The sequence below is a fragment of the Labedella phragmitis genome, from assembly GCF_004078635.1.
Classification (GTDB): Bacteria; Actinomycetota; Actinomycetes; order Actinomycetales; family Microbacteriaceae; genus Labedella; species Labedella phragmitis.
In genome coordinates this window covers 85,888-110,447 of the sequence record NZ_RZNB01000006.1, presented here as the reverse complement: position 1 = coordinate 110,447, position 24,560 = coordinate 85,888, and the positions used below count along the sequence as shown (strand labels likewise).

The window sequence follows — 24,560 nt, the reverse complement described above, 5'->3', positions numbered from 1 at the left end:
GAGGCGTCAGACGACGCCCGGCCGCGGTGCGCGGGCCGGGAGTGGTGCCAGGACGCGGGGACGCGTGGAGCGGGGTGCGCGCCGACCCGTGAGATAGAGGACGACGCTCTCCGCCGTGCCCTCGATGACGGGACCGGAGCCGACGCTCCAGCCGTCGTCCGCGGCGAGCAGCGTGCGCGTGCGCGTCGCGAAGCGTACGCGCGGACCGGCCAGGAGGAGGGCCTGACGGCCGACAGCATGAGTGGTCGTAGCGGCGAAGGGGACGTGCACGCCCGCGGCGTGCGCGGCGTCGTAGCCGTGCACGACGACCTCGAAGAGCTCGCCCGGATTGGTCCTTCCCCGACCCGCACGCTTGTCCTCGGCGATGAGTCTCAGCTCGCCCACGAGGTCCCAGCCCGTCACCCCGGCGGCGCGGCCGTGAGCGATGTCGTCCATCGAGCGGAGGGGGTTGAGGTGTCGTCCCTCGACGCTCGCGCGGACGATGTCGCCAGCCATCTCCGTGGTCGGAGATCCGACGCGCCACGCGAGGTGGGCCGTGACGTCCTTGACGCTCCAGCCCGAGCACAGGCTCTCCGTCTCCCACGCGTCGTCCGTGAGGGTCGCGAGCGAGTCGGCGAGTGAATCGAGGGCGTCGGCGATCTGCGGGCCGCGGGCGGCGCCGCCGGGGGATGTGCGTGCCATCGGGCCAGACTACGCCGGGCTCGGCGCGGGCGGGAGTCCACGAGTGAGCATGATCCGGCCCCGCTGTGCTCATCCGAGCAGATCGGCCAACGATCGTTGTCCTGCGCATCCCACCGGCCTATCGTGAGAGGCGCCACCGTCAGAGTCGAAGGGAGCGGCGTCATGAACCTCGATGACGAACTGCTCTCCGTCCGCGCCGCCGAGCTCTACTACGACGAGGACAAGACGCAGGACGAGATCGGCGTGATCCTCGGCCTCACGCGCTGGAAGGTCGGCCGGCTCCTCGCGTCGGCGAAGCAGCGGGGGTTCATCCGCATCGAGATCGTCCATCCCCGAGCTCGTCGGCTCGGGCTCGAGCGGGCTCTCGTCGAGCGATTCGGCCTCGCCGACGCCGTGGTGGTCCCCGTCGGCGATGCCGTCGCCGAGTCTGAGGTCGTCGAGCGGGTCGCCTCGGCGGCCGCGGATCACCTGACCGCTCTGCGGCCCGTTCCCCGCACCCTCGCCATCAGTTGGGGGCGGACGCTCCTCGCCGTCGCGAATGCGCTCGGCGACGGCTGGGCCGCCGGGGTCAATATCGTCCAGATGAACGGTGGTGTGAGCGTCAACCGCCGCTCCGGGACGGCCGCCGCGACGGCGATCGAGATCGCCCGCAAGAGTGGAGGGGGAGCGACTCTGCTTCCGAGCCCGGCCATTCTCGAGCGACTCGAGACGAAACTCAGCATCGAGTCCGACCGCACCGTCGCGGGGATCCTCGACCTCGCGGCTGGGGCGGACACCTATCTCTACAGTGCGGGGGCGGCCACGGCGTCCTCCGCGCACATCGAGAGCGGCTACCTCGACGTCGACGACATGGACGAACTCATCCGCCGCGGTGCCGTCGGCGACGTCGTGGGTCGTTACATCGACGCCGACGGCATGATCGTCGATCCGGCCCTCGATGCCCGCACCGTGGGTCTGCCACTCGACCGCCTCCGCTCCGCCCGCCGCGCGATCGCCGTCATCTCCGGCGTCGACAAGGTACCCGTCGCCCACGCCATCGTGACGAGCGGGCTCTGCACAGCCCTCGTGACCGATGAAGCGATGGCGAACGCCCTCCTCGGCCTTCCCGAGGTCCCCCTCCCGCACACCGCTCGCACAAGGACGGCGATATGACCGACACCAGCCATTCTCCCGACGGAGCACTCGCGCGACCGTTCGACGGCCCCGCGACGGACGCGGCGCTGCGCCGCTTCCTCGACGGCCTCCCCGGCGTCGACGCCGTCGGGCTCGAGCAGCGGGCCGCCACGATCGGGACCCGCTCGATCAAGTCGTCATCGAAGGCCGCGGCTCTCGACGCCGTCCTCTCGCTCATCGACCTCACGACGCTCGAGGGAGCCGACACGCGGGGGCGTGTCCGCTCGCTCGTGTCGAAGGCGATAACGCCAGACCCCTCGGACCCCTCAGTGCCACGCGTCGCGGCGGTGTGCGTCTACAACGACATGGTGCACCACGCCGTCGAGGCACTCGGGGCTCACCACGCGGGATCCGGCGGGGACATCGCCGTCGCGGCCGTCGCGACGGCCTTCCCGAGCGGTCGGGCCTCGCTCGCCGTGAAGCTCCAGGACACGGCCGACGCCGTGGCTGCGGGAGCCGACGAGATCGACATGGTCATCGACCGCGGCGCCTTCCTCTCGGGGCGCTTCGGGCAGGTCTACGACGAGATCGTCGCGATCAAGAACGCGTGCCGCCGCAGCGACGGCGGTCACGCTCACCTCAAGGTCATCCTGGAGACCGGTGAGCTCTCCACGTACGACAACGTCCGGAAGGCCTCGTGGCTCGCGATCCTCGCGGGAGGCGACTTCATCAAGACCTCGACCGGCAAGGTCGCGCCCGCGGCGACACTCCCCGTCACACTCCTCATGCTCGAGGTCGTCCGGGACTGGCACCTCGGGACGGGACAGCGCATCGGCGTCAAACCCGCCGGGGGCATCCGCACGTCGAAGGACGCCATCAAGTACCTCGTCGCGGTCGCGGAGACGGCCGGTGAGGAATGGATCGCCCCGACCCTCTTCCGCTTCGGAGCGTCGAGCCTCCTCGACGACGTGCTCATGCAGAAGCAGAAACTCACGAGCGGCCACTACTCGGGCCCCGACTACGTCACCGTCGTCTGACACCGACCGAAGGATGCACATGACTTTCCTGGACTACGCCCCCGCGCCCGAATCCACGGCGATCCTCGACCTCAAGTCCGAGTACGGACTCTTCATCGACGGCGAGTTCGTCGACGGCGACGGCGGGTCGTTCGCGACCATCTCGCCCGCGACGGAGAAGCACATCACGACCGTGCAGAGCGCGTCCGCCGCCGACGTCGATCGAGCGGTCGCCGCAGCCCGCCGTGCTTTCGAGGGGCCGTGGTCGCGACTGTCCGGGTCGGATCGCGGCAAGTACCTCTTCAGGATCGCGCGACTCGTGCAGGAGCGCGCCCGCGAACTCGCGGTCGCCGAGAGCCTCGACAACGGCAAGCCGATCCGCGAGTCGCGTGACGTCGACGTGCCGCTCGTCGCCGCCTGGTTCTTCTACTACGCGGGGTGGGCCGACAAGCTCGAGCACGCCGGGGTCGGGAGCGCGCCCCGTCCTCTCGGTGTCGCCGGACAGGTCATCCCGTGGAACTTCCCGCTGCTCATGCTCGCGTGGAAGATCGCACCGGCGCTCGCCGCCGGCAACGCCGTCGTCCTGAAGCCCGCCGAGACGACCCCGCTCACGGCGCTCCTGTTCGCCGAGATCCTGCAGCAGGCGGATTTCCCGCCCGGGGTCGTCAACATCGTCACGGGTGCCGGTGACACCGGCAGCGCCCTCGTGACCCACCCGGGTGTCGACAAAGTCGCGTTCACCGGGTCGACGGCCGTGGGGCGAGCGATCGCGAAGCAGGTCGCGGGCTCGTCGAAGCGGCTGACCCTCGAGCTCGGCGGCAAGGCGGCGAACATCGTGTTCGACGACGCCCCGGTCGACCAGGCCGTCGAGGGCATCGTCAATGGGATCTTCTTCAATCAGGGGCACGTGTGCTGCGCCGGCTCCCGGCTCCTCGTGCAGGAGAGCGTCCACGACGAGGTCATCGAGAAGCTCAAGAGGCGCATGGCCACGCTGCGCGTCGGCGATCCCCTCGACAAGAACACGGACATCGGCGCGATCAACTCGGCGGCGCAGCTCGAACGCATCCGCGCTCTCAGCGCGATCGGCGAGCAGGAGGGTGCCGAGCGGTGGAGTCCGGCGTGCGACCTGCCCGAGAACGGTTTCTGGTTCGCGCCGACCATCTTCACGGGCGTCGACACGTCGCACCGGATCGCGCGCGACGAGATCTTCGGCCCCGTGCTCTCGGTGCTCACCTTCCGGACGCCGGCCGAGGCCATCTCGAAGGCCAACAACACGCCGTACGGGCTGTCCGCCGGCATCTGGTCGGACAAGGGGAGCAAGATCCTCGCGGTCGCGAACGAACTGCGCGCCGGGGTCGTCTGGGCGAACACGTTCAACCGCTTCGACCCGGCGAGTCCGTTCGGCGGCTACAAGGAGTCGGGTTACGGCCGCGAGGGTGGTCGGCACGGGCTCGCCGCGTACCTCGCTTCGACGGCCGGAGCGGCGGTCGTGCAGACGGAACAGGCGACGAAGCCGAAGAAGGGACGGACGACGTGACGAGGCTCGCAGTGGCGAAGACGTACAAGCTGTTCATCGGGGGAGCCTTCCCCCGGAGCGAGTCCGGACGGACCTACCCCGTCGCGTCACCCGGCGGCGACTTCCTCGCGAACGCGGCGAAGGCGTCGCGGAAGGATGCGCGCGACGCCGTCGTCGCGGCGCGCGGCGCCGTTCCCGGTTGGTCGGGTGCGACGGCGTACAACCGCGGACAGATCCTCTACCGCGTCGCCGAGATGCTCGAGGGGCGGCGGGCGCAGTTCGTGGAGGAAGTGCGCGCGGCCCGCGGCGTGAGCGCGCAGCAGGCAGGGGACACCGTCGACGCCTCGATCGACCGGTGGGTCTGGTACGCGGGATGGGCCGACAAGTACGCCCAGGTCGTCGGTGGGTCGAACCCCGTCGCGGGGCCCTACTTCAACCTCTCGGTGCCGGAGCCCACGGGCGTCGTCGCGATCGTCGCCCCCCAGGAGTCGCCACTCCTCGGTCTCGTCAACGTCGTGGCCCCGGCGATCGTGTCCGGCAACGCCGTCGTCGTGATCGCGAGCGAGCGCCACCCGTTGCCCGCGATGTCGCTCGCCGAGGTCATCGCGACGAGCGACATGCCGAAGGGGGTCGTCAATGTCCTGACGGGGTCGGCGGCGGAGATCGCCCCGTGGCTCGCGTCCCACGCCGACGTCGACGGAATCGACCTCACGGGTGCCGGTGCCCTCGACTGGGTGGATCTGGAGATCGCCGCAGTCGACACGTTGACGCGCGTCATGCGTCCGTCGCCCCTCGAGGACGCCGTCGCCCCGAGCCTCGAGCGAATCGTGTCCTGGACCGAGGTGAAGACGGTCTGGCACACGCGGTCGCTGCGGTAGGGAAGCGGTGCGGTCAGCGCGGCCGGGCCACGGCGGCGGCTATCGCCCCGACCTGCTCGGGTCCCACGCGGCAGCAGCCGCCGATCGCACCGACGCCCGTCCGGATCCACGCGGAGACGAGGCCGTCGGGCGGTGCGGGGTCGCCCGTCCACCGCCGGTTCAGTGCGTCCCACTCCTCGCCGGAGTTGGGGTAGGCGATCGACGCCTTCCGCGTCGAGCAGCGGACGGCCTCGAGAGCGGAGGCGACCTCGCTCGGCGCGCAGCAGTTGACGCCCGTCGCGACAACCTCCGGAGAGGAATCCGCGAGGGCGAACACGTCGGCGAGGGACTCACCGGAGCGGAGTGCCCCATCCGCGACGGTAACGCTCAACCAGGCGAGCGCTCCCGTTCCGTCGAGCGCTCGGACGATCGCTTCCGCCTCGGTGAGCGATGGGATGGTCTCGATCGCGAGCACGTCGGGTCCGGCTGCCCACAGCCGGTCGATCCGCGGGCGGTGCCAGTCGGTCAGGGCGGCGACCGAGAGACCGTAGTCGCCGTGGTACTCCGAGCCGTCGGCGAGCATGGCCCCGTACGGGCCGACCGAGGCCGCGACGACGCGGCCTCGACCCGCCCGGTCGGCGGCGTCCCGCGCGACGCGGACGCTCGCGTCGAGGGCGGCGTCCGCGTCGGCCTCCGGCAACCCGGCCCGCGCGAAGCCCTCGCGCGACACCTGATACGAAGCGGTCGTCGCGACGTGCGCGCCGGCGGCGAAGAACTCGGCGTGCGCGCCGAGGATCGCCTCGGGCTCGTCGCGTAGGACGCGAGCGCTCCACAATCGTCCCGACACGTCGTGACCGCGGCTCTCGAGCAGGGTCCCGAGCCCGCCGTCGAGCACCACGGGTGGACCCGTGAGCAGGTCGGAGAAGCTCGTCACCTCGGCAGTGTACGACGCTCCTCGGCCGTCTCGACGATTCGTGACCGAGGGTGACGAGATACCCCGTGGGGGTATAGTCTGGCTCCGACATGGACACGATGGGCACGAACCCCGGTACCGCGACGACGACCCTCCTGATCGAGGGGATGACGTGTGCGAGTTGTGTCGCGCGCGTCGAGAAGCGGCTCGAGCGGATCGACGGCGTGAGCGCGCAGGTCAATCTCGCCACCGAGAAGGCACGAGTGAGCTTCCCGGATTCCGTCGCGGTCGAGCAGCTCGTCGCGGCCGTCGGAGCAGCGGGGTACACGGCGACCGTCGAGGCGCCGACGAAGCGCTCGCGGTCCGAGCATGCCGGCTCCGGAGCCGGTTCGTCCGAGGATCACCCCGACGGCGCCACCGGGGCGGCCACTCTGCAATCGCGGCTCCTCGTGAGCACCGTCCTCGCACTCCCCGTCGTCGTCCTCGCGATGGTGCCGGCGTGGCAATTCACGAACTGGCAGTGGCTCTCCCTCGTCCTCGCGACCCCCGTCGTCTTCTGGGGCGGCCACCCCTTCCACCGCTCGACCGTCGTCACCCTGCGGCACGGGTCCGTGACCATGGACACGCTCATCACCCTGGGCACGTTCGCCGCCTACCTCTGGTCGGTGTGGGCCCTGTTCTTCGGAATGGCGGGCATGCCCGGGATGCGGCACGAGTTCTCCCTGCTGCCGACGGGCGAGGACCCCTCGTCGGCTCTCTACCTCGAAGTGGCCGCCGGCGTCACGGTGCTGCTCCTGCTCGGGCGGGTCATCGAGAACCGCTCGAAGCGGGCGGCGGGAGACGCGCTGCGTTCGCTGCTCGATCTCGGGGCCCGGGACGTCACGGTGATCCGGGAGCGGGCGCGCGTCGCGAACGATCTCCTCGCGCCGACGCGCGACGAGGTCGTCGTGCCGATCGACGAACTCGTCGTCGGCGACGTCTTCGTCGTGCGACCGGGCGAGACGATCGCGACCGACGGCACCGTGCTCGACGGCGAGGCTGCGGTCGACGCGAGCATGATCACGGGGGAATCGGTGCCCGTCGACGTCGTCGCGGGCGACGTCGTCACGGGCGGGACCATCGTCTCCGGCGGCCGACTCGTCGTGCGGGCGTCGGCGATCGGCACGGACACCCGGCTCGCACACATCGCGCGCCTCGTCGAGGACGCCCAGACCGAGAAGGGCCGGATCCAGCGGCTCGCCGATCGGATCTCCGCGGTCTTCGTCCCGATTGTCATCGGGCTCTCCGTCCTCACATGGATCGCGTGGATCGTGCTCGACGGCTCCGTCGCCTCGGCGTTCACGGCTGCCGTCGCGGTTCTCATCATCGCGTGCCCGTGCGCGCTCGGGCTCGCGACGCCCGTCGCTCTCCTTGTGGGGACGGGTCGAGGCGCCCGACTCGGGATCCTCATCACCGGGCCCGACGCGCTCGAGGCCGCGAAGGGCATCGACACGATCGTGCTCGACAAGACCGGCACGCTCACGACCGGCCGTCTCGCCGTGTCGACCGTGGTGGCGGTCGGAGCGGAGGGCGCGTCGGACGCGAACGCTCGCGACGAGGTGCTGCGGCTCGCGGCCTCGCTCGAGGCGGCGTCGCAGCACCCCATCGCCCGAGCGATCGCCGCAGCCGTCCCGATCGACCGACGCACCGAGGTCCGGGACTTCCGATCGCGTGATGGGCTCGGCGTCGAGGGGACCGTGGCAGGAACCGCCGTCGCCGTCGGACGCGCCTCGTTCATCGAATCCCTCGATGTGGACCTCGACGAGGAGACGACGCGTGCGCTCGCCGCATCCGCTGCCGAGGGCCGAACCGCCGTCGTCGTCGCCATCGGCGGTCGAGCCCGTGGCGTCGTCGAGCTCTCCGACACCGTCCGCCCCGACACTCCCGACGCGATCGCGGCACTCCGAGGGCTCGGGCTCGAACCCGTCATGCTGACGGGCGACGCCGAAGCGGTCGCGCGTCGCGTCGCCGCGGAGCTCGGGATCACGCGCGTCGTCTCGGACGTCGTGCCCGAGGGCAAAGTCGAGGAGATCCGTCGGCTGCAGGGGGAGGGCCGCTCCGTCGCGATGGTGGGCGACGGAGTGAACGACGCTGCGGCGCTCGCCGCCGCCGATCTCGGCATGGCGATGGGTGGGGGGACGGACGCGGCAATGCACGCCGCGGACATCACTCTCGTGCGCGACGGCCTCACGGGCGCGGCAGACGCCGTCGCCCTCTCGCGTCGCACCCTCGGGATCATCCGGGGCAACCTGTTCTGGGCGTTCACGTACAACGTCGCCGCGATCCCGCTCGCCGCGCTCGGGCTCTTGAACCCGATGATCGCGGGGGCCGCGATGGCGTTCTCGAGCGTCTTCGTCGTGCTCAACAGTCTGCGTCTTCGCGGCTTCACCCCGCGTCCCCGCTGACGGCCGCGGGAACGAACCCGCCTCGAGAGGCACACGACCGCCCGACGCCTCACGCCTATGCCTGAACGCTCCTCATGTGCGCGAAGTCGCGTGCACGAAGGAAGTGCTGGGGCACCCGGGGGCGGGGCGGGCGCAGAGGCCGCGATCACTTCTCGGGGTCGTGGCCCCAGTTCATGAGGGAGTAGCGCCACGGGGTGTCGGTGACGTCGCCCGACGGCCGCTGCGCGAGGTGCCGCGACACGTAGCCCGCCACCTTCTTCATGTGCGTGAGATCGTCGTCGCTCAGGTCGTCCTTCTTCGTGCGCAGGAGCTCGACGATGCGGCGCCCGCTCTCGTGACCCGTCGACTCGCCACCGCCGTCCTTCTTCTGGCCCACGGCTTTCGAGTCGTCCGTGTCGACCCAGGCGGACAACTCGGACGCCGTCATGTTCACGGCGTCGTGGAAGTCGCGTCGGATGTCGTCGGCGTCGTTTCCCGTGTTCTCACTCATGCCTCCATGCTGACCTCCCCGCGGATCACCCGCGAGCCCCTTGCGGAGCGCGGAGCGGCGACGGTGCGAGACTGAGGTGATGGACGAGATCAGGTATGTCGCGCTCGGAGACAGCTTCACGGAAGGGGTCGGCGACGACCTGCCCGGCGGGGGAGTGCGGGGTTGGGCCGATCTCGTCGCCGAGGGCCTCGCGGCCTCCGGAGCCCGCGTCCGCTACGCCAATCTCGCGATCCGCGGTCGGCTCCTCGAGCCCATCATCGGCGAGCAGCTCCCCGCCGCGCTCGCCCTCGGCCCCACCCTCGTGACCTTCAACGGAGGCGGCAACGACATCCTGCGCCCGCGCAGCGACCCGCAGAGGCTGCTCGCCCGGATGACCGAGGTCATGGATCGCGTCGCGGCATCGGGGGCCCAGCTCGTGCTGCTGAGCGGCGCCAACCCCACGGCGGGGCTCCCGATGCAGGCCCGCATCGAGGCGAAGGGCGACGCGCTCAACGCGAGCGTCGCGGCGCTCGCCGCCGAACACGGTGTCCTGTTCGCCGACAACTGGTCGGACCGCGAGCTCGCCCGCTCGCCCTACTGGTCCCGCGACCGGTTGCATCTCGGCCCGGTCGGCCATCATCGGGTGGCCGCGCGCGTGCTCGCGACGCTCGGCTACGAGCACCCGTCGGACTGGACGATCGACGCTCCCGGCGGGGAATCCGCCGTGCGGTTCCGCGATGAGCTCGCCTACTACCGGGAGCACGTCGTCCCGTGGATCCGGCGCCGGCTCACGGGCCGGTCGTCGGGCGACGGTCGCAGCGCCAAGTTCGGCAGCTGGACGGACATCCCCTCGTCACGGTGAGCCGACCGCCGTTCACACGGCGTGCGCCGGGCGGTCGGCCCGTGGCGTAGACTGGTGGAGTCGGCCGCGTGGGGGCTCGACGATCCGCGGGCGTCATTCGCGTTGATCGGACGGAACACACGGGCGACTCGATCAGGCCGGCGCCGTCAGCGTCGGGTCCTCGACTGCTCAGGAGGAGCATGCCGTACTCCGGTCACCGACGTTCGTCGGGAAGATCGTCCAGCCGAGCCGTGGCTCGCCATGACGACGACGCGCCGCTCATCCCGATCCTCGCGCGCAAGGTGCGTGAGGTCGAGGCGAAGGCTCAAAAGGGCAAAGTCGGCCCCACGAACCGCGTCAAGTTCCAGGTCATCGCGTTCCTCGTCCGTGAGGAGCGCGCGCGAGTCAAAGCCGACCAGGCCATCGGCGACGCCGCGCGGGCCGAGCTGCTCAAGCGCCTCGACGGAGTCGCGACGATCCTCGCGAAGACGGCCGCTCGGGACACCTCGCTCATCCAGTTGCTCGAGGTGGACCAGACCACGAGCCCCGTCGCGCAGCGCTTGCGTCGCGACTGGCTCATCGAATCCGGTGCGGAACTCAGCCCCGACGAGCTCATCATCTCGACGCAGAAGGCCGAGGCCCCCTCGATGATCCCCGCGGAGCTCGCGGAGCGTCAGGTCCTCCCGCAGTCCGTGGTCTCCCGTCAGCTCGCGAACCCGTTCCTCGCTCCGGACTTCAGCAAGGCGGTCGAGACGACCACACCTCGCCGCCGGCTCGACGGTTGGGAACTCATGAGCCCGCTGTACAAGGCGTTCGAGCAGGGCGCCGGAGGCGGAGCGGCCTCGATGGAGCTTCCCGCGGCGCCGGAGATCGATCGGCTCGCCCCGCGCGGCATGGAGATCATGGCGCACCAGGCCCGCTTCGTCGAAGCGGTCAGGGAAGGACACCGGAGCTTCCTCCTCGCCGACGAGCCCGGCCTCGGCAAGACGGCGCAATCCGTGCTCGCGGCCTCGGTCGCCGATGCCTACCCGCTGCTCGTCATCGTGCCGAACGTCGTCAAGATGAACTGGGCCCGTGAGGTCGAGCGCTGGACGCCGTTGCGTCGGGCGACCGTCATCCACGGCGACGGCCGCGACATCGACGCCTTCGCCGATGTCGTCATCGTCAACTACGAAGTGCTCGATCGCCACCTCGGCTGGCTCGGTCAGCTCGGGTTCAAGGGCATGGTCGTCGACGAGGCGCACTTCATCAAGAACCTGCACTCGCAGCGGTCGCAGCACGTGCTGTCGCTCGCGCAGCGCATCCGGGAGAACGCGCCGGGCGGGGATCCGCTCATGCTCGCCCTCACGGGAACACCCCTCATCAACGACGTCGAGGACTTCAACGCGATCTGGCAGTTCCTCGGCTGGGTCTCGGGTGACAAGCCGACGGCCGAGCTCATGGAGCGGCTCGACGCCACCGAGTTGACGCCCGCCGACCACGGCTTCTACCGCGCGGCGCGCGAAGCCGTCATCGACATGGGCATCGTGCGTCGTCGGAAGGTCGATGTCGCCGCAGACCTCCCGGCGAAGCGCGTGGCCGATCTCCCCGTCGAACTCGACGACGAACTCGGACGCTCCATCCGCGACGCGGAGCGCGAGCTCGGCGCCCGACTGCTCACACGTTTCCAGCGCGCCGCCGAGGCGCGGGGCGACGACTGGCGCGACCCGTCCACGGAGCTGCTCCGGATGGTCGCGCAGTCCGAGCTCGAGGAGTCGAAGGGCGCCGGCGGGCAGGAGAACGTCTTCACGATGGTCCGCAAGATCGGCCAGGCGAAGGCCGGGCTCGCGGCCGACTACACCGCTCAGTTGGCCCGCTCCGTCGGCAAGGTCGTGTTCTTCGCCAAGCACATCGACGTCATGGACCAGGCCGAGCGCGTGTTCCAGTCGCGCGGCATCGGGACCGTCTCGATCCGAGGCGACCAGCAGGCGATCGCGAGGCAGCAGGCCATCGACGCGTTCAACACCGACGACTCGGTGTCGATCGCGGTCTGCTCGCTCACGGCGGCCGGCGTCGGCGTCAACCTGCAGGCGGCCTCGAACGTCGTGCTCGCCGAACTGTCGTGGACGGCGGCCGAGCAGACGCAGGCGATCGACCGTGTCCACCGCATCGGCCAGGACGAGCCGGTGACGGCGTGGCGCATCATCGCCGCCCACACGATCGACACGAAGATCGCCGAACTCATCGATTCGAAGCAGGGGCTCGCGGCGCGCGCCCTCGACGGCTCCGACCAGGACCGCGGCTCGAGCGACTCCGTCCAGCTCAACGCGCTCATCCACCTGCTCGGGCAGGCGATCGAGGCGGCCGCCTAGGTCGGCGGATCCACCGTCGGTCGGCGGTATTCCGATCGCGTGCCCGCCGTCATCCGATGACGAGCACGCGAGCCAGGTGCCGCCTCGACCGTCCGAGCCTCACACCGATCACACGGATCACCCGATACTGAAACACGCCATGCCGGAGAGAACCGTCCTCCTACGGCAGGATCGACTGATCCTTGGAACAATCGGAGGATGACTATGCATCGTTTGACTCGAGAGATCATGTGGCAGGGTCGGAGCGTCAAATGGGACCGTCACGGTGCTGGCCCGGCCGTGGTGCTTCTCCACGGAACGCCGTGGTCGTCCGCGCTGTGGCGGCCATTCGCCGACGCTCTCTCGCGGCGGTTCACCGTCTATCTGTGGGACATGCCCGGCTACGGTGCGTCTTCCAAGGACCCGTCTCATGCGGTGGATCTCGGTACTCAGGGCCAGCTGTTCGCGTTCTTACTCGAGCAATGGGGTCTTCATCGGCCCCACGTCATCGCTCACGATTTCGGGGGCGCCGTCGCCCTGCGCGCGCGAGTGCTCCACGGCGCGGCCTATGCCTCGCTCTGTCTCGTCGACGTTGTGGCACTGTCGCCGTGGGGGTCGCCGTTCTTCAACCTCGTGAAGCGGAACGCGGAGGTCTTCACCCAGTTGCCGTCCGCAGTGCACCGCGGTGCGATCGAGGCGTACATCCGTGGGGCGAGTCACCGCGGTGTCCGCGACGACGACCTCGACATGCTGGTGAGTCCCTGGCTGGGTGAAGAGGGACAGGGTGCGTTCTACCGGCAGATCGCGGAGGCCGACGAGCGATTCACTGACGAGGTGGAGGCACGATACGGGACCATCTCCGAGCCGGTGCACATCGTCTGGGGAGCCGAGGACGCCTGGATACCGAAGGATCGAGCCGACCGACTGCGGGCCGCGATTCCCCATGCCTCCGTCACCCTCATCCAGGACGCGGGCCACCTCATCCAGCTCGACGCGCCTGCCGGTCTCTCCGCCGAAATCACGAGATGGCTGGCCACGGTCGTGTCGTGACTGGCGGTGAGAACCGAGGAGTATCTCCGTCGGACATCGTCCTGCGGACGCAGGTGCCGTATCGAGCGATCGGAGAACGATGTCGGCGGCGAGAGCCTCAAGCGCGGCCATTTCGGTGCCGAGCGGGGCGCGACGCGTACGACTGATCGCCTCCTCGTCGGTGTCGGCCCCGACCGCCGGCAGGTTTCGATACCGGGAGAACGAGCGTGATCCTCACAAGAAGGTGCTGTGGCGGTGGCGGGCGGTCGTGGTGTCCCTCGTGATGCTGCTCGTCGCCGTCCTCACCGGGTCCGTCGCGATCGGCTGATCCCGTCCCTCAGGCGGAGATGCGCTCGCGGACCTCGAAGAGGGAAGGGTTGGTCGCGGTCGAGCCGTCGGGGAAGACGACCGTCGGCACCGTCTGGTTGCCGCCGTTGACGCTCGCGACGTAGTCCGCGGTGCCCTCGACGTTCTCGATGTCGATCTCGGTGTACGCGATGCCCGCGCCGTCGAGCTGCTTCTTCAGACGGGCGCAGTAGCCGCACCATTCCGTCGTGAACATGGTGATGCTCGAGGGCTCCGGGGTGTAATCCATACCTGTCAGAATACTCCGCTCCCACGCGCTAGGGTCGTGATGGCGGCGATCGCGACCGCGAGGATGCCGTGAACGAAGTCGAAAGGCCAACTCGATGCGTATTGGTGTGCTCACGAGCGGTGGGGACTGTCCCGGACTGAACGCGGTGATCCGCGGAGCCGTCCTCAAGGGCACGAAGATCCACAACCAGTCGTTCGTCGGCATCCGTGACGGCTGGCGCGGCGTCGTCGAGGGCCTCACGATGCCCCTCGATCGCCACACGGTCCGCGGACTGTCGAAGCAGGGCGGCACGATCCTCGGTACGAGCCGCACGAACCCGTTCGAGGGCCCGCACGGTGGTCCCGAGAACGTGCAGGCGACGCTCGACCGCATCGGGGTCGACGCGCTCATCGCGATCGGCGGAGAGGGCACCCTCGCTGCGGCGAAGCGGCTGACGGACGCCGGCCTCAAGATCGTCGGCGTCCCGAAGACCATCGACAACGACCTCGACGCGACCGACTACTCGTTCGGATTCGACACGGCCGTCGAGATCGCCACCGAGGCCATCGACCGCGTCCGAACGACCGCCGAGTCCCACAAGCGCTGCATGGTCGTCGAGGTCATGGGTCGCCACGTCGGCTGGATCGCCCTGCACGCCGGCATGGCCGCCGGCGCCCACGCGATCCTCATTCCCGAGCAGCCCCAGTCGATGGAGCAGATCTGCGAGTGGGTGCAGAACGTCGCCGACCGCGGTCGCGCCCCGATCGTCGTCGTGGCGGAGGGCTTCACCCTCAACACGATGGAGACCGCCCACTCGGAGAAGGGCCTCGACGCGTTCAACCGCCCGCGGCTCGGCGGGATCGCCGACATGCTCGCTCCCGAGATCGAGGCGCGCACGGGTGTCGAGTCCCGGGCGACCGTCCTCGGTCACCTGCAGCGCGGCGGCGTGCCGAGCGCCTACGACCGGGTCCTCTCGACGCGCCTCGGCATGGCCGCGATCGACTCGATCATGCGCGAGGAGTGGGGCACGATGGTCGCTCTGCGCGGCACCGAGGTCGTCAACGTCCCGTTCGCGGACGCGGTCGGCCGACTCAAGACCGTGCCGCAGGACCGCTACGACGAGGCCGCGATCCTCTTCGGCTGATCCCGGCGACAGCCCGCAACGGCGAAGGGCGCACCTCGAGAGGTGCGCCCTTCGCCGTTCCTGCGGCCGAGTGTCGCGATCCGGTCAGGCGGCCTCGAGCACGAGGACGTCGAGGATCCACGCGAGCTCGAACGCGCGTTCGCGCCACTGGGCGTACCGTCCACTGACGCCGCCGTGGCCCGCGACCATCTCGGTCTTGAGGAGCACGGGAGCGCCGACCTCGCGCAACCGTGCGACCCACTTCGCAGGCTCGACGTAGTACACCCGGGTGTCGTTGAGGCTCGTCGTCGCGAGGATGTGCGGGTACTCCACGCCCTCGCGCACGTTCTCGTACGGCGTGTAGCTCTTCATGTAGGCGTAGACATCGGCGTCGTGGAGCGGATCGCCCCACTCGTCCCACTCGATGACGGTGAGGGGCAGACTCGGGTCGAGGATCGTCGTGAGCGCGTCGACGAAGGGCACGGCGGCGTGGATGCCGGCGAACGCGTCCGGTGCGAGGTTCGCGACCGCGCCCATGAGGAGCCCTCCCGCGCTCCCGCCCTCCGCGACGAGGGTGTCGGGGCGCGTGATGCCCGCGGCGACGAGGTGCCGGGCGCAGGCGACGAAATCGGTGAACGAGTTCTTCTTCGTGAGGAGCTTGCCGTCCTCGTACCAGGCGCGACCGAGCTCGCCGCCGCCGCGCACGTGGGCGATCGCGAAGCCCGCTCCGCGGTCGAGCAGCGACAAGCGTGCGATCGACAGCGCCGGATCGATGCTCGACTCGTATGATCCGTAGCCGTAGAGGAGGAACGGACGCGTGCCGGAGCGGCCGTCCTTCTTCCAGACGAGGGAGATCGGCACCCGCGTGCCGTCCTCGGCCACGGCCCACTCGCGCGACTGCTCGTAGTCGGCGGGATCGTAGCCGCCGAGCACCTGCTGCTGCTTGAGGAGCGTGCGCTCGCCCGTCCGCACATCGCAATCGAACACGCTCGACGGCGTGACGAAGGAGCCGTAGCCGATGCGTAGCGTCGGCTGCTCCCACTCCGGGTTGCCCCCGAATCCGACGGAGTAGAGCGGCTCGTCGAACGCGAACTCGTCGATCGTGATGTCCGCGATGGTCGAGTCGGCGTCGAGGACGGCAGTGCCCACCTGGGTGAGGCCGTCGCGCCGGTAGGAGAAGGCGAGGTGGTGGGCGAAGGCGTCGACGGCCTCGAGGCGCCGCTCGGTGCTGTGGGCCACGACGACGGTCGCGTCGGCGGGGCCGGAGCCCGGTGCATCGGGCGACACGGAGACGAGTTCGAAGTTGGGCGCGTCGCTGTTGTGCAGGACGAGGAGGACGGACTCGCCCCCGATGATCGCGTGCTCGATCGAGTACTCGACGCCCTCGCTGCGGGGCCAGACGACATGGAATTCGGCCGTCGGGTCGCTCGCCGGAGCGATCCGGTACTCGCTCGTGACCGACGAGCCGAGACCGATCACGAGGTACTCGCCGCTGCGGGTCAGACCGATGCCGCCCCAGAACCGCTCGTCGTCCTCGTGGTGCACGACGACGTCCTCCGAGACCGGCGTTCCGACCTCGTGCCGCCAGATCGTGTCGGGACGCCAGGCGTCGTCGACGGTGGAGTAGAACACGAAGCGTCCGTCGGGGGAGAAGATCGCCCCCGAGAACGTGCCGGGGATCTCGTCTTCGAGCTCGCGGCCCGTCGCGAGCTCGCGGATCCGGAGGAGGTAGCGCTCGTCGCCCTCCGTGTCGACGCCGTAGAGCAGCCGGGCGCCGTCGCGCGAGACGTCGAAGCTGCCGATTCGGAAGAACTCGTGGCCGGCGGACTCGACGTTGCCGTCGAGCAGGATCTCCTCGCCCGGAACCTCGGTGTCGGCATCGAGCTCAGGAGGCGTCCAATCGTCGGGCGAGGAGATGGGAGCGCGGCAGTGCACTCCGTACTCCTTGCCCTCGAAGCTGCGTGAGTAGTACCAGTGATCGCCCTCACGGACGGGGACGGACAGGTCCGTCTCGAGCGTGCGCGCCTTGATCTCCTCGAAGATGCGCCCCCTGAGGCCCTCGAGGTGCGCCGTGCTCGCCTCGGTGAAGTCGTTCTCCTCCTCGAGGTGGGCGATGACCTCGGGCGACTCCTTGTCGCGCAGCCACTCGTACGGGTCCTCGAAGACGTCGCCGTGGTGCTCGCGGGGAGTGGGTCGCTTCGCCGCCACGGGCGGCTCCGGGTAAGTCATGATTCCAACGCTAACCCTCCGCGGCGTAGGGTCGGAACATGACTGCGATTCCCGGCGTCCGATTGAACGACGGCCACGAGATCCCCACCATCGGCTTCGGCACCTACCCCTTGAGGGGGGAGGACGGCGTCGCCGCCATCCGCTCAGCCCTCGACACCGGCTACCGTCTCATCGACACGGCGGTGAACTACGAGAACGAGGAGGAGGTCGGCGAGGCGCTGCGAGCCTCCGGCATCCCGCGCGACGAGATCCAGATCACGACGAAGGTTCCCGGGCGCGACCACGGCTACGACGAGACGATCGCGTCGCTCACGGGTTCGCTCGAGCGTCTCGGCGTCGACCACGTCGACCTCTATCTCATCCACTGGCCGAACCCCTCGCGCGACCGTTACGTCGACACCTGGCGCGCGATGATCGAGCTGCGTTCCCGCGGGCTCGCCCGGTCGATCGGCGTCTCGAACTTCACGCGCGAGTACCTCACCCGGCTCGCGGACGAGACCGGTGTGCTCCCCGCGGTCAACCAGATCGAACTGCACCCGTACTTCCCCCAGACGGATCTCGTGGGATTCCACGAGGCCAACGGCATCGTCACGGAGGCGTGGAGCCCTCTCGGCAAGGCCGCGAAACCGCACGAGAACGAGGTCGTCACGACGATCGCGGAGAAGTACGGCGTCACGCCCGGGCAGATCGTGTTGCGCTGGCACCTCGAGCGCGGTGTCGTCGCGATCCCGAAGTCGGCGACGCCGTCGCGCCAGCAGGAGAACCTCGACGTGTTCGGCTTCGAGCTGAGCGCCGACGACGTCGACGCCATCACAGCACTCGGGCGCTCGGACGGGCGCCTCTTCGGCGGCGACCCGACGACCCACGAGGAGATGTGAGCGCGACCGCGTGAATCAGCACCCGGACGTCGTCGTCTGTTATCTCCTCCGGCGGGGAGATAAGGGCGACGAGGTCCTCGTCGGCCGGAAGCTCACGGGACTCGGTGCGGGCCGCTCCGTCGCACCCGGCGGCAAGATCCTCCCAGGCGAGTCGCGCGAGGCCGCAGTGGTCCGAGAGGTCGCGGAGGAGACGGGTATCGTGATCGATCCCGCCGGTCTCGAACCGCGGGGGACGCTCGACTACAGGTTCCCGTCGAAGCCGGAGTGGTCGCAGCGATCGTTCGTCTTCGTGTGCCGCTCCTTCTCGGGCAATGGTGAGCCGTCGACCGAGCTCGAGCCCGAGTGGTGGGCGCTCGGCGACGTGCCTCTCGATCGGATGTGGGACGACGCGGCATCGTGGCTGCCCGCCGTCCTCGCGGGCGGCACCGTCGACGCGGTCTTCGAGTTCGGCGCGGACCTGTCGAGCGTGGTCGCGAGCGATCACCCGGGGTGGCCGAACGGGCGCACGCAGAATTGACCTCGGGCCGGTCGGGTGCGAGGATTTCCGGAGCCGCTCGAACCGGCAAGGCAAGTCCTCCCCGCTGACATCCCCGTGAACTTCGCGTGAACGGGACGACGTGTCCCGACCGAGAGAATCCCGGTGCAAGAAGTCACCCTGCTCATCGTCCTCGTCATCGCACTGGCGCTGTTCTTCGACTTCACGAACGGGTTCCACGACACGGCGAACGCCATGGCGACCCCCATCGCGACGGGAGCGATGAAGCCGAAGGTCGCGGTGACCCTCGCGGCGATCCTCAACCTCGTCGGCGCGTTCCTGTCGACGGAGGTCGCGAAGACCATCTCGAACGGGATCATCCGCGAGGGCGACTCGGGCATCCTCATCTCACCTGAACTCATCTTCGCGGGACTCATCGGCGCGATCGTGTGGAACATGGTGACGTGGCTCTACGGTCTGCCGTCGAGTTCCTCGCACGCCCTCTTCGGCGGCCTCATCGGTGCGGCAATCGTCGGCTTCGGTGTGAACGCGATCGACTACGGCGTGCTGCTGTCGAAGGTCGTCTTCCCGGCCCTCCTCGCCCCCGTCACCGCCGGCATCGTCGCGTTCGCCGCGACGAAGCTCGCCTACTCGATCACGCGGCGCTACGACGGCAAGCCCGATGGGCGGTCGGGCTTCCGCTACGCGCAGATCTTCTCCTCCTCCCTCGTCGCCCTCGCTCACGGCACGAACGACGCGCAGAAGACCATGGGCGTCATCACCCTCGCCCTCGTCACGGTCGGACTGCAGGACGCCGGCCACGACGGTCCGCAGTTCTGGGTCATCGTCGTGTGCGCGCTCGCGATCGCCCTCGGCACCTACATGGGCGGCTGGCGCATCATCAAGACGCTCGGCACCGGTCTCACCGCCGTGAAGCCCGCTCAGGGCTTCGCGGCGGAGACGGGCACGGCCGCGACGATCCTCGCGTCGAGCCACCTCGGCTTCGCTCTCTCGACGACCCAGGTCGCGTCGGGATCGGTCATCGGCTCGGGACTCGGACGCCGCGGCTCCAAGGTGCGATGGGGAACGGCCGGCCGGATCGGGATCGGGTGGCTCCTCACCCTCCCGGCCGCCGCGATCGTGGGCGCGATCGCCGCGTTCATCGCGCACCTCGGGTTCTGGGGCGTCATGGTCGACGCCGTCCTCGGCCTCGGCTTCATCATCTTCATCTTCCTGCGGTCGATGAAGGACCAGGTCGGTCATGACAACGTCGTGAGCGAAGTCGCCGCGTCCGCCGACGCGGTGAAGATCAAGAAGAACCCGAAGCCGAAGAGGAGCGTCCGATGATCGACTGGGGAGCCTTCGTCATCGTCTTCGCCGCGGCGCTCTCCGGCACGGTCGTCGTGGTCGGGCTCTACGCCCTCGGACTGCGGCTGCTCGTCCTGGGCGGCCGCGTCCCCGTCGTCGTGCCCGCCGAGTTCACCGACGCGATCACCGTCCTGACGCCGGCCGAGATCGCGTCGGCGGAGAGGAAGGCGGCCAAGGCCGCGCGGAAGAACCCGCTCACGACGCGACAGAGACAACTCGCGACCTACGCGGCCTACCTCTGCTTCGGTCTGTGCGCCGCAGCCGTGCTCTTCGGCATCTACCTCATCGTCCCCGCGCTCCACGGCGGCTGATCCGCGCGGAACCGGAACGGCGGTGGTGAGCGTCGAGACGCCCACCACCGCCGTTCGGCTGTGGTGTCAGACGGAGCGGGTCCGTTCCGTCGCGGACCCCGGCGCGGGGGACGCGGGCTCCGGGGCGGGGGAGTCGGTCCCGCGCCAGCGGGAGATCACCGTCATGAGGTGGTAGATGGCGATCGCCGCGATCGTCCCGATCGCGATGCCGTTGAAGCTCACGCCGTTGCCGGCGTCCCAGACGAAGTTCGCGACGCCGATGACGAGTGCGGTCGCGGCCGTGAACTGGTTGGCCGGCTTGTTGAAGTCGACGTGGTTCTCGAGCCAGATCTTCACGCCGATGATGCCGATGAGGCCGTAGAGCGCGGTCGTGACGCCGCCGAGCACGCCGGCCGGGATCGTGTTGATCACGGCCCCGACCTTCGGCGAGAGGGCGAGCAGCACGGCGACGATGCCCGCGACCCAGTACGCCGCGGTCGAGTAGACACGCGTCGCGGCCATGACACCGATGTTCTCGCCGTACGTCGTCGTCCCGGAGCCGCCGCCCGCACCCGCGAGCATCGTCGCGAGCCCATCGGCGAGCAGCGCGTTACCCGTCTGCTTGTTGAGCGCCGGGTCGGTCATCTGGGCGACGCCGCGGATGTGTCCGACGTTCTCGGCGATCAGCACGAGCACGACGGGGAGGAACGCCGGCAGGACGCTGAGGTAGGCCGGGAAGGCGCCCGGATCGCCGAAGACGCCGAACCACGTCGAGAAGTCGGGGAGTCCGATCCACGCGGCGTCGGCGACGGCCTGGAAGTCCACTTCGCCGAGCAGCGCGGCGGCGATGTAGCCGACGACGACACCGAGGAAGATCGACAGGCGACCGAGGATCCCGCGGAAGAGCACCGTGCAGAGGATGACGGCGAGGAGCGTGATGGTCGCGCTGAGGGGTCCCCGCTGCACGTTGTTCCATGCGGCCGGCGCGAGATTGAAACCGATGAGGGCGACGATCGTCCCGGCGACCACGGGGGGCATGAGGGCGTCGATCCACCCCGTGCCGGTGACGCGCACGAGCAGACCGACGAGCGCGAGCAGGAGCCCGACGACGAAGATCCCGAAGAGGGCACCCGCCATGCCGGGACCGCCCGGTGCCGTGGCCGCAGCGATCGGCGCGAGGAAGGCGAACGACGACCCCAGGTAGCTCGGGAGGCGGTTCTTGGTCACGATCAGGAAGAGGATGGTGCCGACGCCCGAGAAGAAGAGCGTCGCCGTCGGCGGGAAGCCCGTGATGGCGGGCACGAGGAACGTCGCGCCGAACATGGCGACGACGTGCTGGGCGCCGAGTCCGATCGTGCGGGGCCACGACAGTCGTTCGCCCGGCATGACGATCTCGTGGGCGGCGACGTCCTTTCCGTCTCCGTGTACGGTCCAGGGCAGGGGCATGCGGCTCGTCCTCTCGGGGGGATCGTCGGTGCGGTCGTCGAATGCTATCGGAGGGCGGACGCCGTCCGTGTGCGCATCGGCGTCGCTCCGGCCGTAGGCTGGTGCGGTTCGCGCGAGCATGAGGAGGACCATGTCCACGTCCACACGGCCCCGGGGCGGAGTCGGCGCGACTCTCGACCGCTACTTCGAGATCGCCGCGCGGGGCTCGACGATCGCGACGGAGCTCCGTGGCGGACTCGTCTCCTTCGTCGCCATGGCGTACATCGTGGTCCTCAATCCGCTCATCATCGGAGGGTTCGCCGCCGACCAGGCCGCCCTCGACGTCGAGAACGGCTGGCTCCCCGCCGCCCAGGTCGCGGCGGCGACGGCCCTCACCGCCGGGGTCATGACGATCCTCTTCGGCGTCGTCGCCCGCTTGCCCTTCGCGCTCGCCGCCGGTCTCGGCATCAACTCGTTCCTCGCCGTGAACGTCGTCGGCCAGGTCACGTGGGCCGAGGCGATGGGGCTCGTCGTCATCAACGGCGTCATCATCGTGATCCTCGCGTCGACCGGACTGCGCTCCCTCATCTTCGCCGCGGTCCCGGCGCAACTGAAGGCCGCGATCACGGTCGGCATCGGCCTGTTCATCGCCTTCATCGGTCTCGTCGACGCCGGGTTCGTCCGCACCTCCGGCGTCGCGTCGCCGCCCCTGCAGCTGGGGGAGGGCGGCTCGATCATGACATTGCCGACGGCGATCTTCGTCATCGGTCTCATCGTCATGGGCGTGCTCGTCGCCCGGCGGGTGAAGGGCGCGCTCCTCATCGGCATCGTCGCGACGACGGTGCTCGCGATCATCGCCGAGGCGATCTTCCGGGTCGGTCCGTCGCTCGGGACGAACCCGGCCGGCTGGAATCTCAACACCCCTGTGCTCCCGTCGACGCTCGTGTCCCTTCCGGACCTCTCCCTCGTCGGGGCGTTCGACCCGTTCGGCGCCTTCTCTCGTATCGGCGCGCTCGCCGCCATCATGATCGTCTTCACCCTCGTCTTCACGAACTTCTTCGACGCGATGGGGACCATGACGGGGCTCGCGCGCGGGGCACGACTGTCCGACGCGGACGGGAACTTCCCGCGCCTCAAGTCGGCGCTCATCGTCGAGGGCGTCGGTGCGATCGCGGGCGGCGCGACCTCGACGTCGTCGAACACCGTCTTCGTCGATTCCGCCGCCGGCATCGGCGAGGGGGCGCGGACGGGGCTGGCCTCCGTCGTGACGGGACTGCTGTTCCTCCTGTCGATGTTCCTCACGCCGCTCACGCAGGTCGTGCCGCTCGAGGTCGCCGCCGCCGCGCTCGTGGTCGTCGGCACGCTGATGATGGCGCAGGTCTCCGAGATCGACTGGAGCGACTTCGGTATCGCGCTGCCGGCGTTCCTCACGATCACCGTGATGCCGTTCACCTACTCGATCGCGAACGGCATCGGGGTCGGCTTCATCAGCTGGGTGCTCGTGCGCTCGTTGTCCGGCAAGGCGCGGAGTGTGAGCCCGCTGCTCTGGATCGTCGCGGCCGGCTTCCTCGTCTACTTCGTGCGTGGACCGATCGAGGCGGCGTTCGGGATCGTGTGACGCCGTCGCTCTGCCGCTGGCCCGGCGCGGTCAGGCCGTGGACGGGGGACGGCCGTCACGGTGCACGTACGCCCAGCCGGCGGAGCCGGACGAGAGCGTGACCGTGACGCGCACGTAGTCGTCGACCTCGTACTCGTCGGCGTTCGCGAGTTCCGCCGGGCTCAACTCGAGGACGGCGCCCTCGACGACATCGTCCTCCGACCCCGTCCAGACGAGCGCTGGGTGCTCGGCCGTTCCGCTCACCGCGAGGACGTGCGGATCCGTGATCGTGACGCTCGCGACCCGGTAGCCGGGGAGGCTGTCGTCCGTCGTGGGGACGTCACGGCCGAAGGTCGCCGCCTGGACGGCGGGGAAGCGGAGCGTTCCGTAGGAGAAGAGGCGTTCGATGGGTTCCACGCCTCGATGCTAGTGACGTCACGAGCCGCCGCGGCGGCGTCGGGGGGTCCGGCTAGTCTCGAGGCATGTCGAGGATCCAGATGGGCCAGTACCCGCCCGCGCGGCAGACGATCGTGCACATGAGCGACCCGCATCTCGTGGCGGGAGGCGAGCAGCTCTACGGGATCATCCCCGTCGTCGAGAACCTGCGGGCCGCCCTCGATCAGCTCGCCGCCATGAAGATGCAGCCGTCGGCCGTCGTCTTCACGGGCGACCTGACGGACCTCGGCGAACCGGACGCCTACCGGCGGCTCCGGGAGCTCGTCGAGCCCGCCGTCGAGGCGCTCGGCGCGACGCTCTGCTGGGTACCCGGCAATCACGACGAGCGCGACGCGATGCGCGTGGGACTTCTCGACGAGGCGCCGAGCCTCGCGCCCATCGACCGGGTCTGGAACCTCGACGGCCTGCGCCTCATCGGTCTCGACACGAGCGTCCCGGGGTTCCACCACGGCGAGCTCTCGCACGAGCAGCTGGCGTGGCTCGACGCCGAGCTGCGGCAGCCGGCCGAGCGCGGCACGGTCATCGCCCTCCACCACCCGCCGATCCCCACACCGCAGCCGATGTTCGACCTCCTCGAACTGCGCGACCAGCACCTCCTCGCCGACGTGCTCCGCGGACGCGACGTGCGCGCGATCCTCGGCGGGCATCTGCACTACTCCGCCCACGGCACGTTTCACGGCATCCCCGTCTCGGTGTCGGCGGCCACGTGCTACACGATGAACCTCGCGATGCCGCAGCGTGCCGTCAACGGCATGACGGGCGGTCAGTCCTTCCAGGTGCTGCACGTCTACGACGACACGATCGTCCACAGCGTCGTGCCGCTCGGCGACCACACGACGTTCGACACCTTCGACGACGCCTTCATCACGCGCATGGAGGAGCTCACGCCGGAAGAGCGCGTCGAGGCGTTCTCCCGCAAGCGCTGACGCGCCGAAG

General features: G+C 69.7%; 23 protein-coding genes. 16 read left to right on the top strand and 7 right to left on the bottom strand.

The annotated features are described in order from the left end of the window. Positions 1-6: 6 nt before the first annotated feature. Entirely contained in the window at positions 7-681 is a 675-nt protein-coding gene (locus ELQ90_RS13940; protein ID WP_128495897.1) for a maleylpyruvate isomerase family mycothiol-dependent enzyme, read from the bottom strand. A 162-nt stretch (positions 682-843) separates the two neighbouring features. Here ELQ90_RS13940 and ELQ90_RS13935 point away from each other — a divergent pair, with 162 nt between their 5' ends. From ELQ90_RS13935 to ELQ90_RS13920, 4 genes are read left to right on the top strand one after another with little or no spacing between them, the layout of a single operon-like run. Next, a complete protein-coding gene (locus ELQ90_RS13935) occupies positions 844-1,833 on the top strand; it encodes a sugar-binding transcriptional regulator (protein ID WP_128495896.1) in 990 nt (329 codons plus the stop codon). Further along, entirely contained in the window at positions 1,830-2,831 is a 1,002-nt protein-coding gene (gene deoC, locus ELQ90_RS13930) for a deoxyribose-phosphate aldolase (RefSeq protein WP_128495895.1), read from the top strand. Before ELQ90_RS13935 ends, deoC begins: the two co-directional genes overlap by 4 nt. Positions 2,832-2,850: 19 nt before the next feature. Then, positions 2,851-4,347 carry an aldehyde dehydrogenase family protein gene (locus ELQ90_RS13925; RefSeq protein WP_128495894.1) on the top strand — a complete coding sequence of 499 codons (1,497 nt, stop codon included), beginning with the start codon at positions 2,851-2,853 and terminating at the stop codon, positions 4,345-4,347. Next, complete coding sequence (locus tag ELQ90_RS13920; protein WP_128495893.1) at positions 4,344-5,204, top strand: aldehyde dehydrogenase family protein; 861 nt, start codon at positions 4,344-4,346, stop codon at positions 5,202-5,204. The genes ELQ90_RS13925 and ELQ90_RS13920 overlap by 4 nt, the downstream gene beginning before the upstream one ends. A gap of 13 nt (positions 5,205-5,217) precedes the next feature. Here ELQ90_RS13920 and mmuM read toward each other — a convergent pair whose 3' ends face one another. Continuing rightward, positions 5,218-6,117, bottom strand: coding sequence for a homocysteine S-methyltransferase (gene mmuM, locus ELQ90_RS13915; protein ID WP_243696190.1), 900 nt, complete (start codon positions 6,115-6,117; stop codon positions 5,218-5,220). Between the two features lie 89 nt (positions 6,118-6,206). Here mmuM and ELQ90_RS13910 point away from each other — a divergent pair, with 89 nt between their 5' ends. Beyond that, a complete protein-coding gene (locus ELQ90_RS13910; RefSeq protein WP_128495891.1) occupies positions 6,207-8,540 on the top strand; it encodes a heavy metal translocating P-type ATPase in 2,334 nt (777 codons plus the stop codon). A 145-nt stretch (positions 8,541-8,685) separates the two neighbouring features. Here the strand turns inward: ELQ90_RS13910 and ELQ90_RS13905 are convergent, their stop codons facing one another. After that, positions 8,686-9,030 (bottom strand): DUF3140 domain-containing protein, encoded by a 345-nt coding sequence (locus tag ELQ90_RS13905; protein WP_128495890.1) that lies wholly within the window; start codon positions 9,028-9,030, stop codon positions 8,686-8,688. 79 nt (positions 9,031-9,109) lie between these two features. Here ELQ90_RS13905 and ELQ90_RS13900 point away from each other — a divergent pair, with 79 nt between their 5' ends. From ELQ90_RS13900 to ELQ90_RS16695, 4 genes are all read left to right on the top strand, one after another. Next, the gene (locus ELQ90_RS13900) at positions 9,110-9,871 is read left to right on the top strand and encodes an SGNH/GDSL hydrolase family protein (protein WP_128495889.1); all 762 of its coding nucleotides are present in this window, start codon (positions 9,110-9,112) and stop codon (positions 9,869-9,871) included. A 179-nt stretch (positions 9,872-10,050) separates the two neighbouring features. Beyond that, the gene (locus ELQ90_RS13895) at positions 10,051-12,201 is read left to right on the top strand and encodes a DEAD/DEAH box helicase (RefSeq protein ID WP_128495888.1); all 2,151 of its coding nucleotides are present in this window, start codon (positions 10,051-10,053) and stop codon (positions 12,199-12,201) included. Between the two features lie 198 nt (positions 12,202-12,399). After that, a complete protein-coding gene (locus tag ELQ90_RS13890) occupies positions 12,400-13,230 on the top strand; it encodes an alpha/beta fold hydrolase (protein WP_128495887.1) in 831 nt (276 codons plus the stop codon). 160 nt (positions 13,231-13,390) lie between these two features. Then, positions 13,391-13,537: a hypothetical protein gene (locus ELQ90_RS16695; RefSeq protein WP_166409063.1), complete on the top strand. Its 147-nt coding sequence runs from the start codon at positions 13,391-13,393 to the stop codon at positions 13,535-13,537. Positions 13,538-13,546: 9 nt separating this feature from the next. Here the strand turns inward: ELQ90_RS16695 and ELQ90_RS13885 are convergent, their stop codons facing one another. After that, complete coding sequence (locus ELQ90_RS13885; protein WP_128495886.1) at positions 13,547-13,804, bottom strand: mycoredoxin; 258 nt, start codon at positions 13,802-13,804, stop codon at positions 13,547-13,549. Between the two features lie 94 nt (positions 13,805-13,898). Between ELQ90_RS13885 and ELQ90_RS13880 the strand changes: the two genes are divergently transcribed. Further along, the gene (locus tag ELQ90_RS13880; RefSeq protein ID WP_128495885.1) at positions 13,899-14,927 is read left to right on the top strand and encodes a 6-phosphofructokinase; all 1,029 of its coding nucleotides are present in this window, start codon (positions 13,899-13,901) and stop codon (positions 14,925-14,927) included. Positions 14,928-15,011: 84 nt separating this feature from the next. Here ELQ90_RS13880 and ELQ90_RS13875 read toward each other — a convergent pair whose 3' ends face one another. Further along, positions 15,012-17,135, bottom strand: coding sequence for a S9 family peptidase (locus ELQ90_RS13875; protein WP_128495884.1), 2,124 nt, complete (start codon positions 17,133-17,135; stop codon positions 15,012-15,014). A gap of 38 nt (positions 17,136-17,173) precedes the next feature. Between ELQ90_RS13875 and ELQ90_RS13870 the strand changes: the two genes are divergently transcribed. From ELQ90_RS13870 to ELQ90_RS13855, 4 genes are all read left to right on the top strand, one after another. Then, positions 17,174-18,013 (top strand): aldo/keto reductase, encoded by an 840-nt coding sequence (locus tag ELQ90_RS13870; RefSeq protein WP_128495883.1) that lies wholly within the window; start codon positions 17,174-17,176, stop codon positions 18,011-18,013. Positions 18,014-18,023: 10 nt separating this feature from the next. Then, on the top strand, positions 18,024-18,530 hold the full coding sequence (locus ELQ90_RS13865; protein WP_128495882.1) for an 8-oxo-dGTP diphosphatase: 507 nt from the start codon (positions 18,024-18,026) through the stop codon (positions 18,528-18,530). A gap of 123 nt (positions 18,531-18,653) precedes the next feature. After that, the gene (locus tag ELQ90_RS13860; RefSeq protein WP_128495881.1) at positions 18,654-19,835 is read left to right on the top strand and encodes an inorganic phosphate transporter; all 1,182 of its coding nucleotides are present in this window, start codon (positions 18,654-18,656) and stop codon (positions 19,833-19,835) included. Then, on the top strand, positions 19,832-20,167 hold the full coding sequence (locus ELQ90_RS13855; protein WP_128495880.1) for a peptidase: 336 nt from the start codon (positions 19,832-19,834) through the stop codon (positions 20,165-20,167). The genes ELQ90_RS13860 and ELQ90_RS13855 overlap by 4 nt, the downstream gene beginning before the upstream one ends. A gap of 66 nt (positions 20,168-20,233) precedes the next feature. Here the strand turns inward: ELQ90_RS13855 and ELQ90_RS13850 are convergent, their stop codons facing one another. Beyond that, positions 20,234-21,592, bottom strand: coding sequence for a uracil-xanthine permease family protein (locus ELQ90_RS13850; RefSeq protein WP_128495879.1), 1,359 nt, complete (start codon positions 21,590-21,592; stop codon positions 20,234-20,236). 130 nt (positions 21,593-21,722) lie between these two features. Here ELQ90_RS13850 and ELQ90_RS13845 point away from each other — a divergent pair, with 130 nt between their 5' ends. After that, positions 21,723-23,189 carry an NCS2 family permease gene (locus ELQ90_RS13845; RefSeq protein ID WP_243696189.1) on the top strand — a complete coding sequence of 489 codons (1,467 nt, stop codon included), beginning with the start codon at positions 21,723-21,725 and terminating at the stop codon, positions 23,187-23,189. A gap of 30 nt (positions 23,190-23,219) precedes the next feature. Here ELQ90_RS13845 and ELQ90_RS13840 read toward each other — a convergent pair whose 3' ends face one another. Then, positions 23,220-23,585 (bottom strand): gamma-glutamylcyclotransferase family protein, encoded by a 366-nt coding sequence (locus ELQ90_RS13840; RefSeq protein ID WP_208020665.1) that lies wholly within the window; start codon positions 23,583-23,585, stop codon positions 23,220-23,222. 65 nt (positions 23,586-23,650) lie between these two features. On the opposite strand from ELQ90_RS13840, the gene ELQ90_RS13835 reads away from it, so the two are divergent. Then, complete coding sequence (locus ELQ90_RS13835; protein WP_128495877.1) at positions 23,651-24,550, top strand: phosphodiesterase; 900 nt, start codon at positions 23,651-23,653, stop codon at positions 24,548-24,550. Positions 24,551-24,560 lie beyond the last annotated feature (10 nt).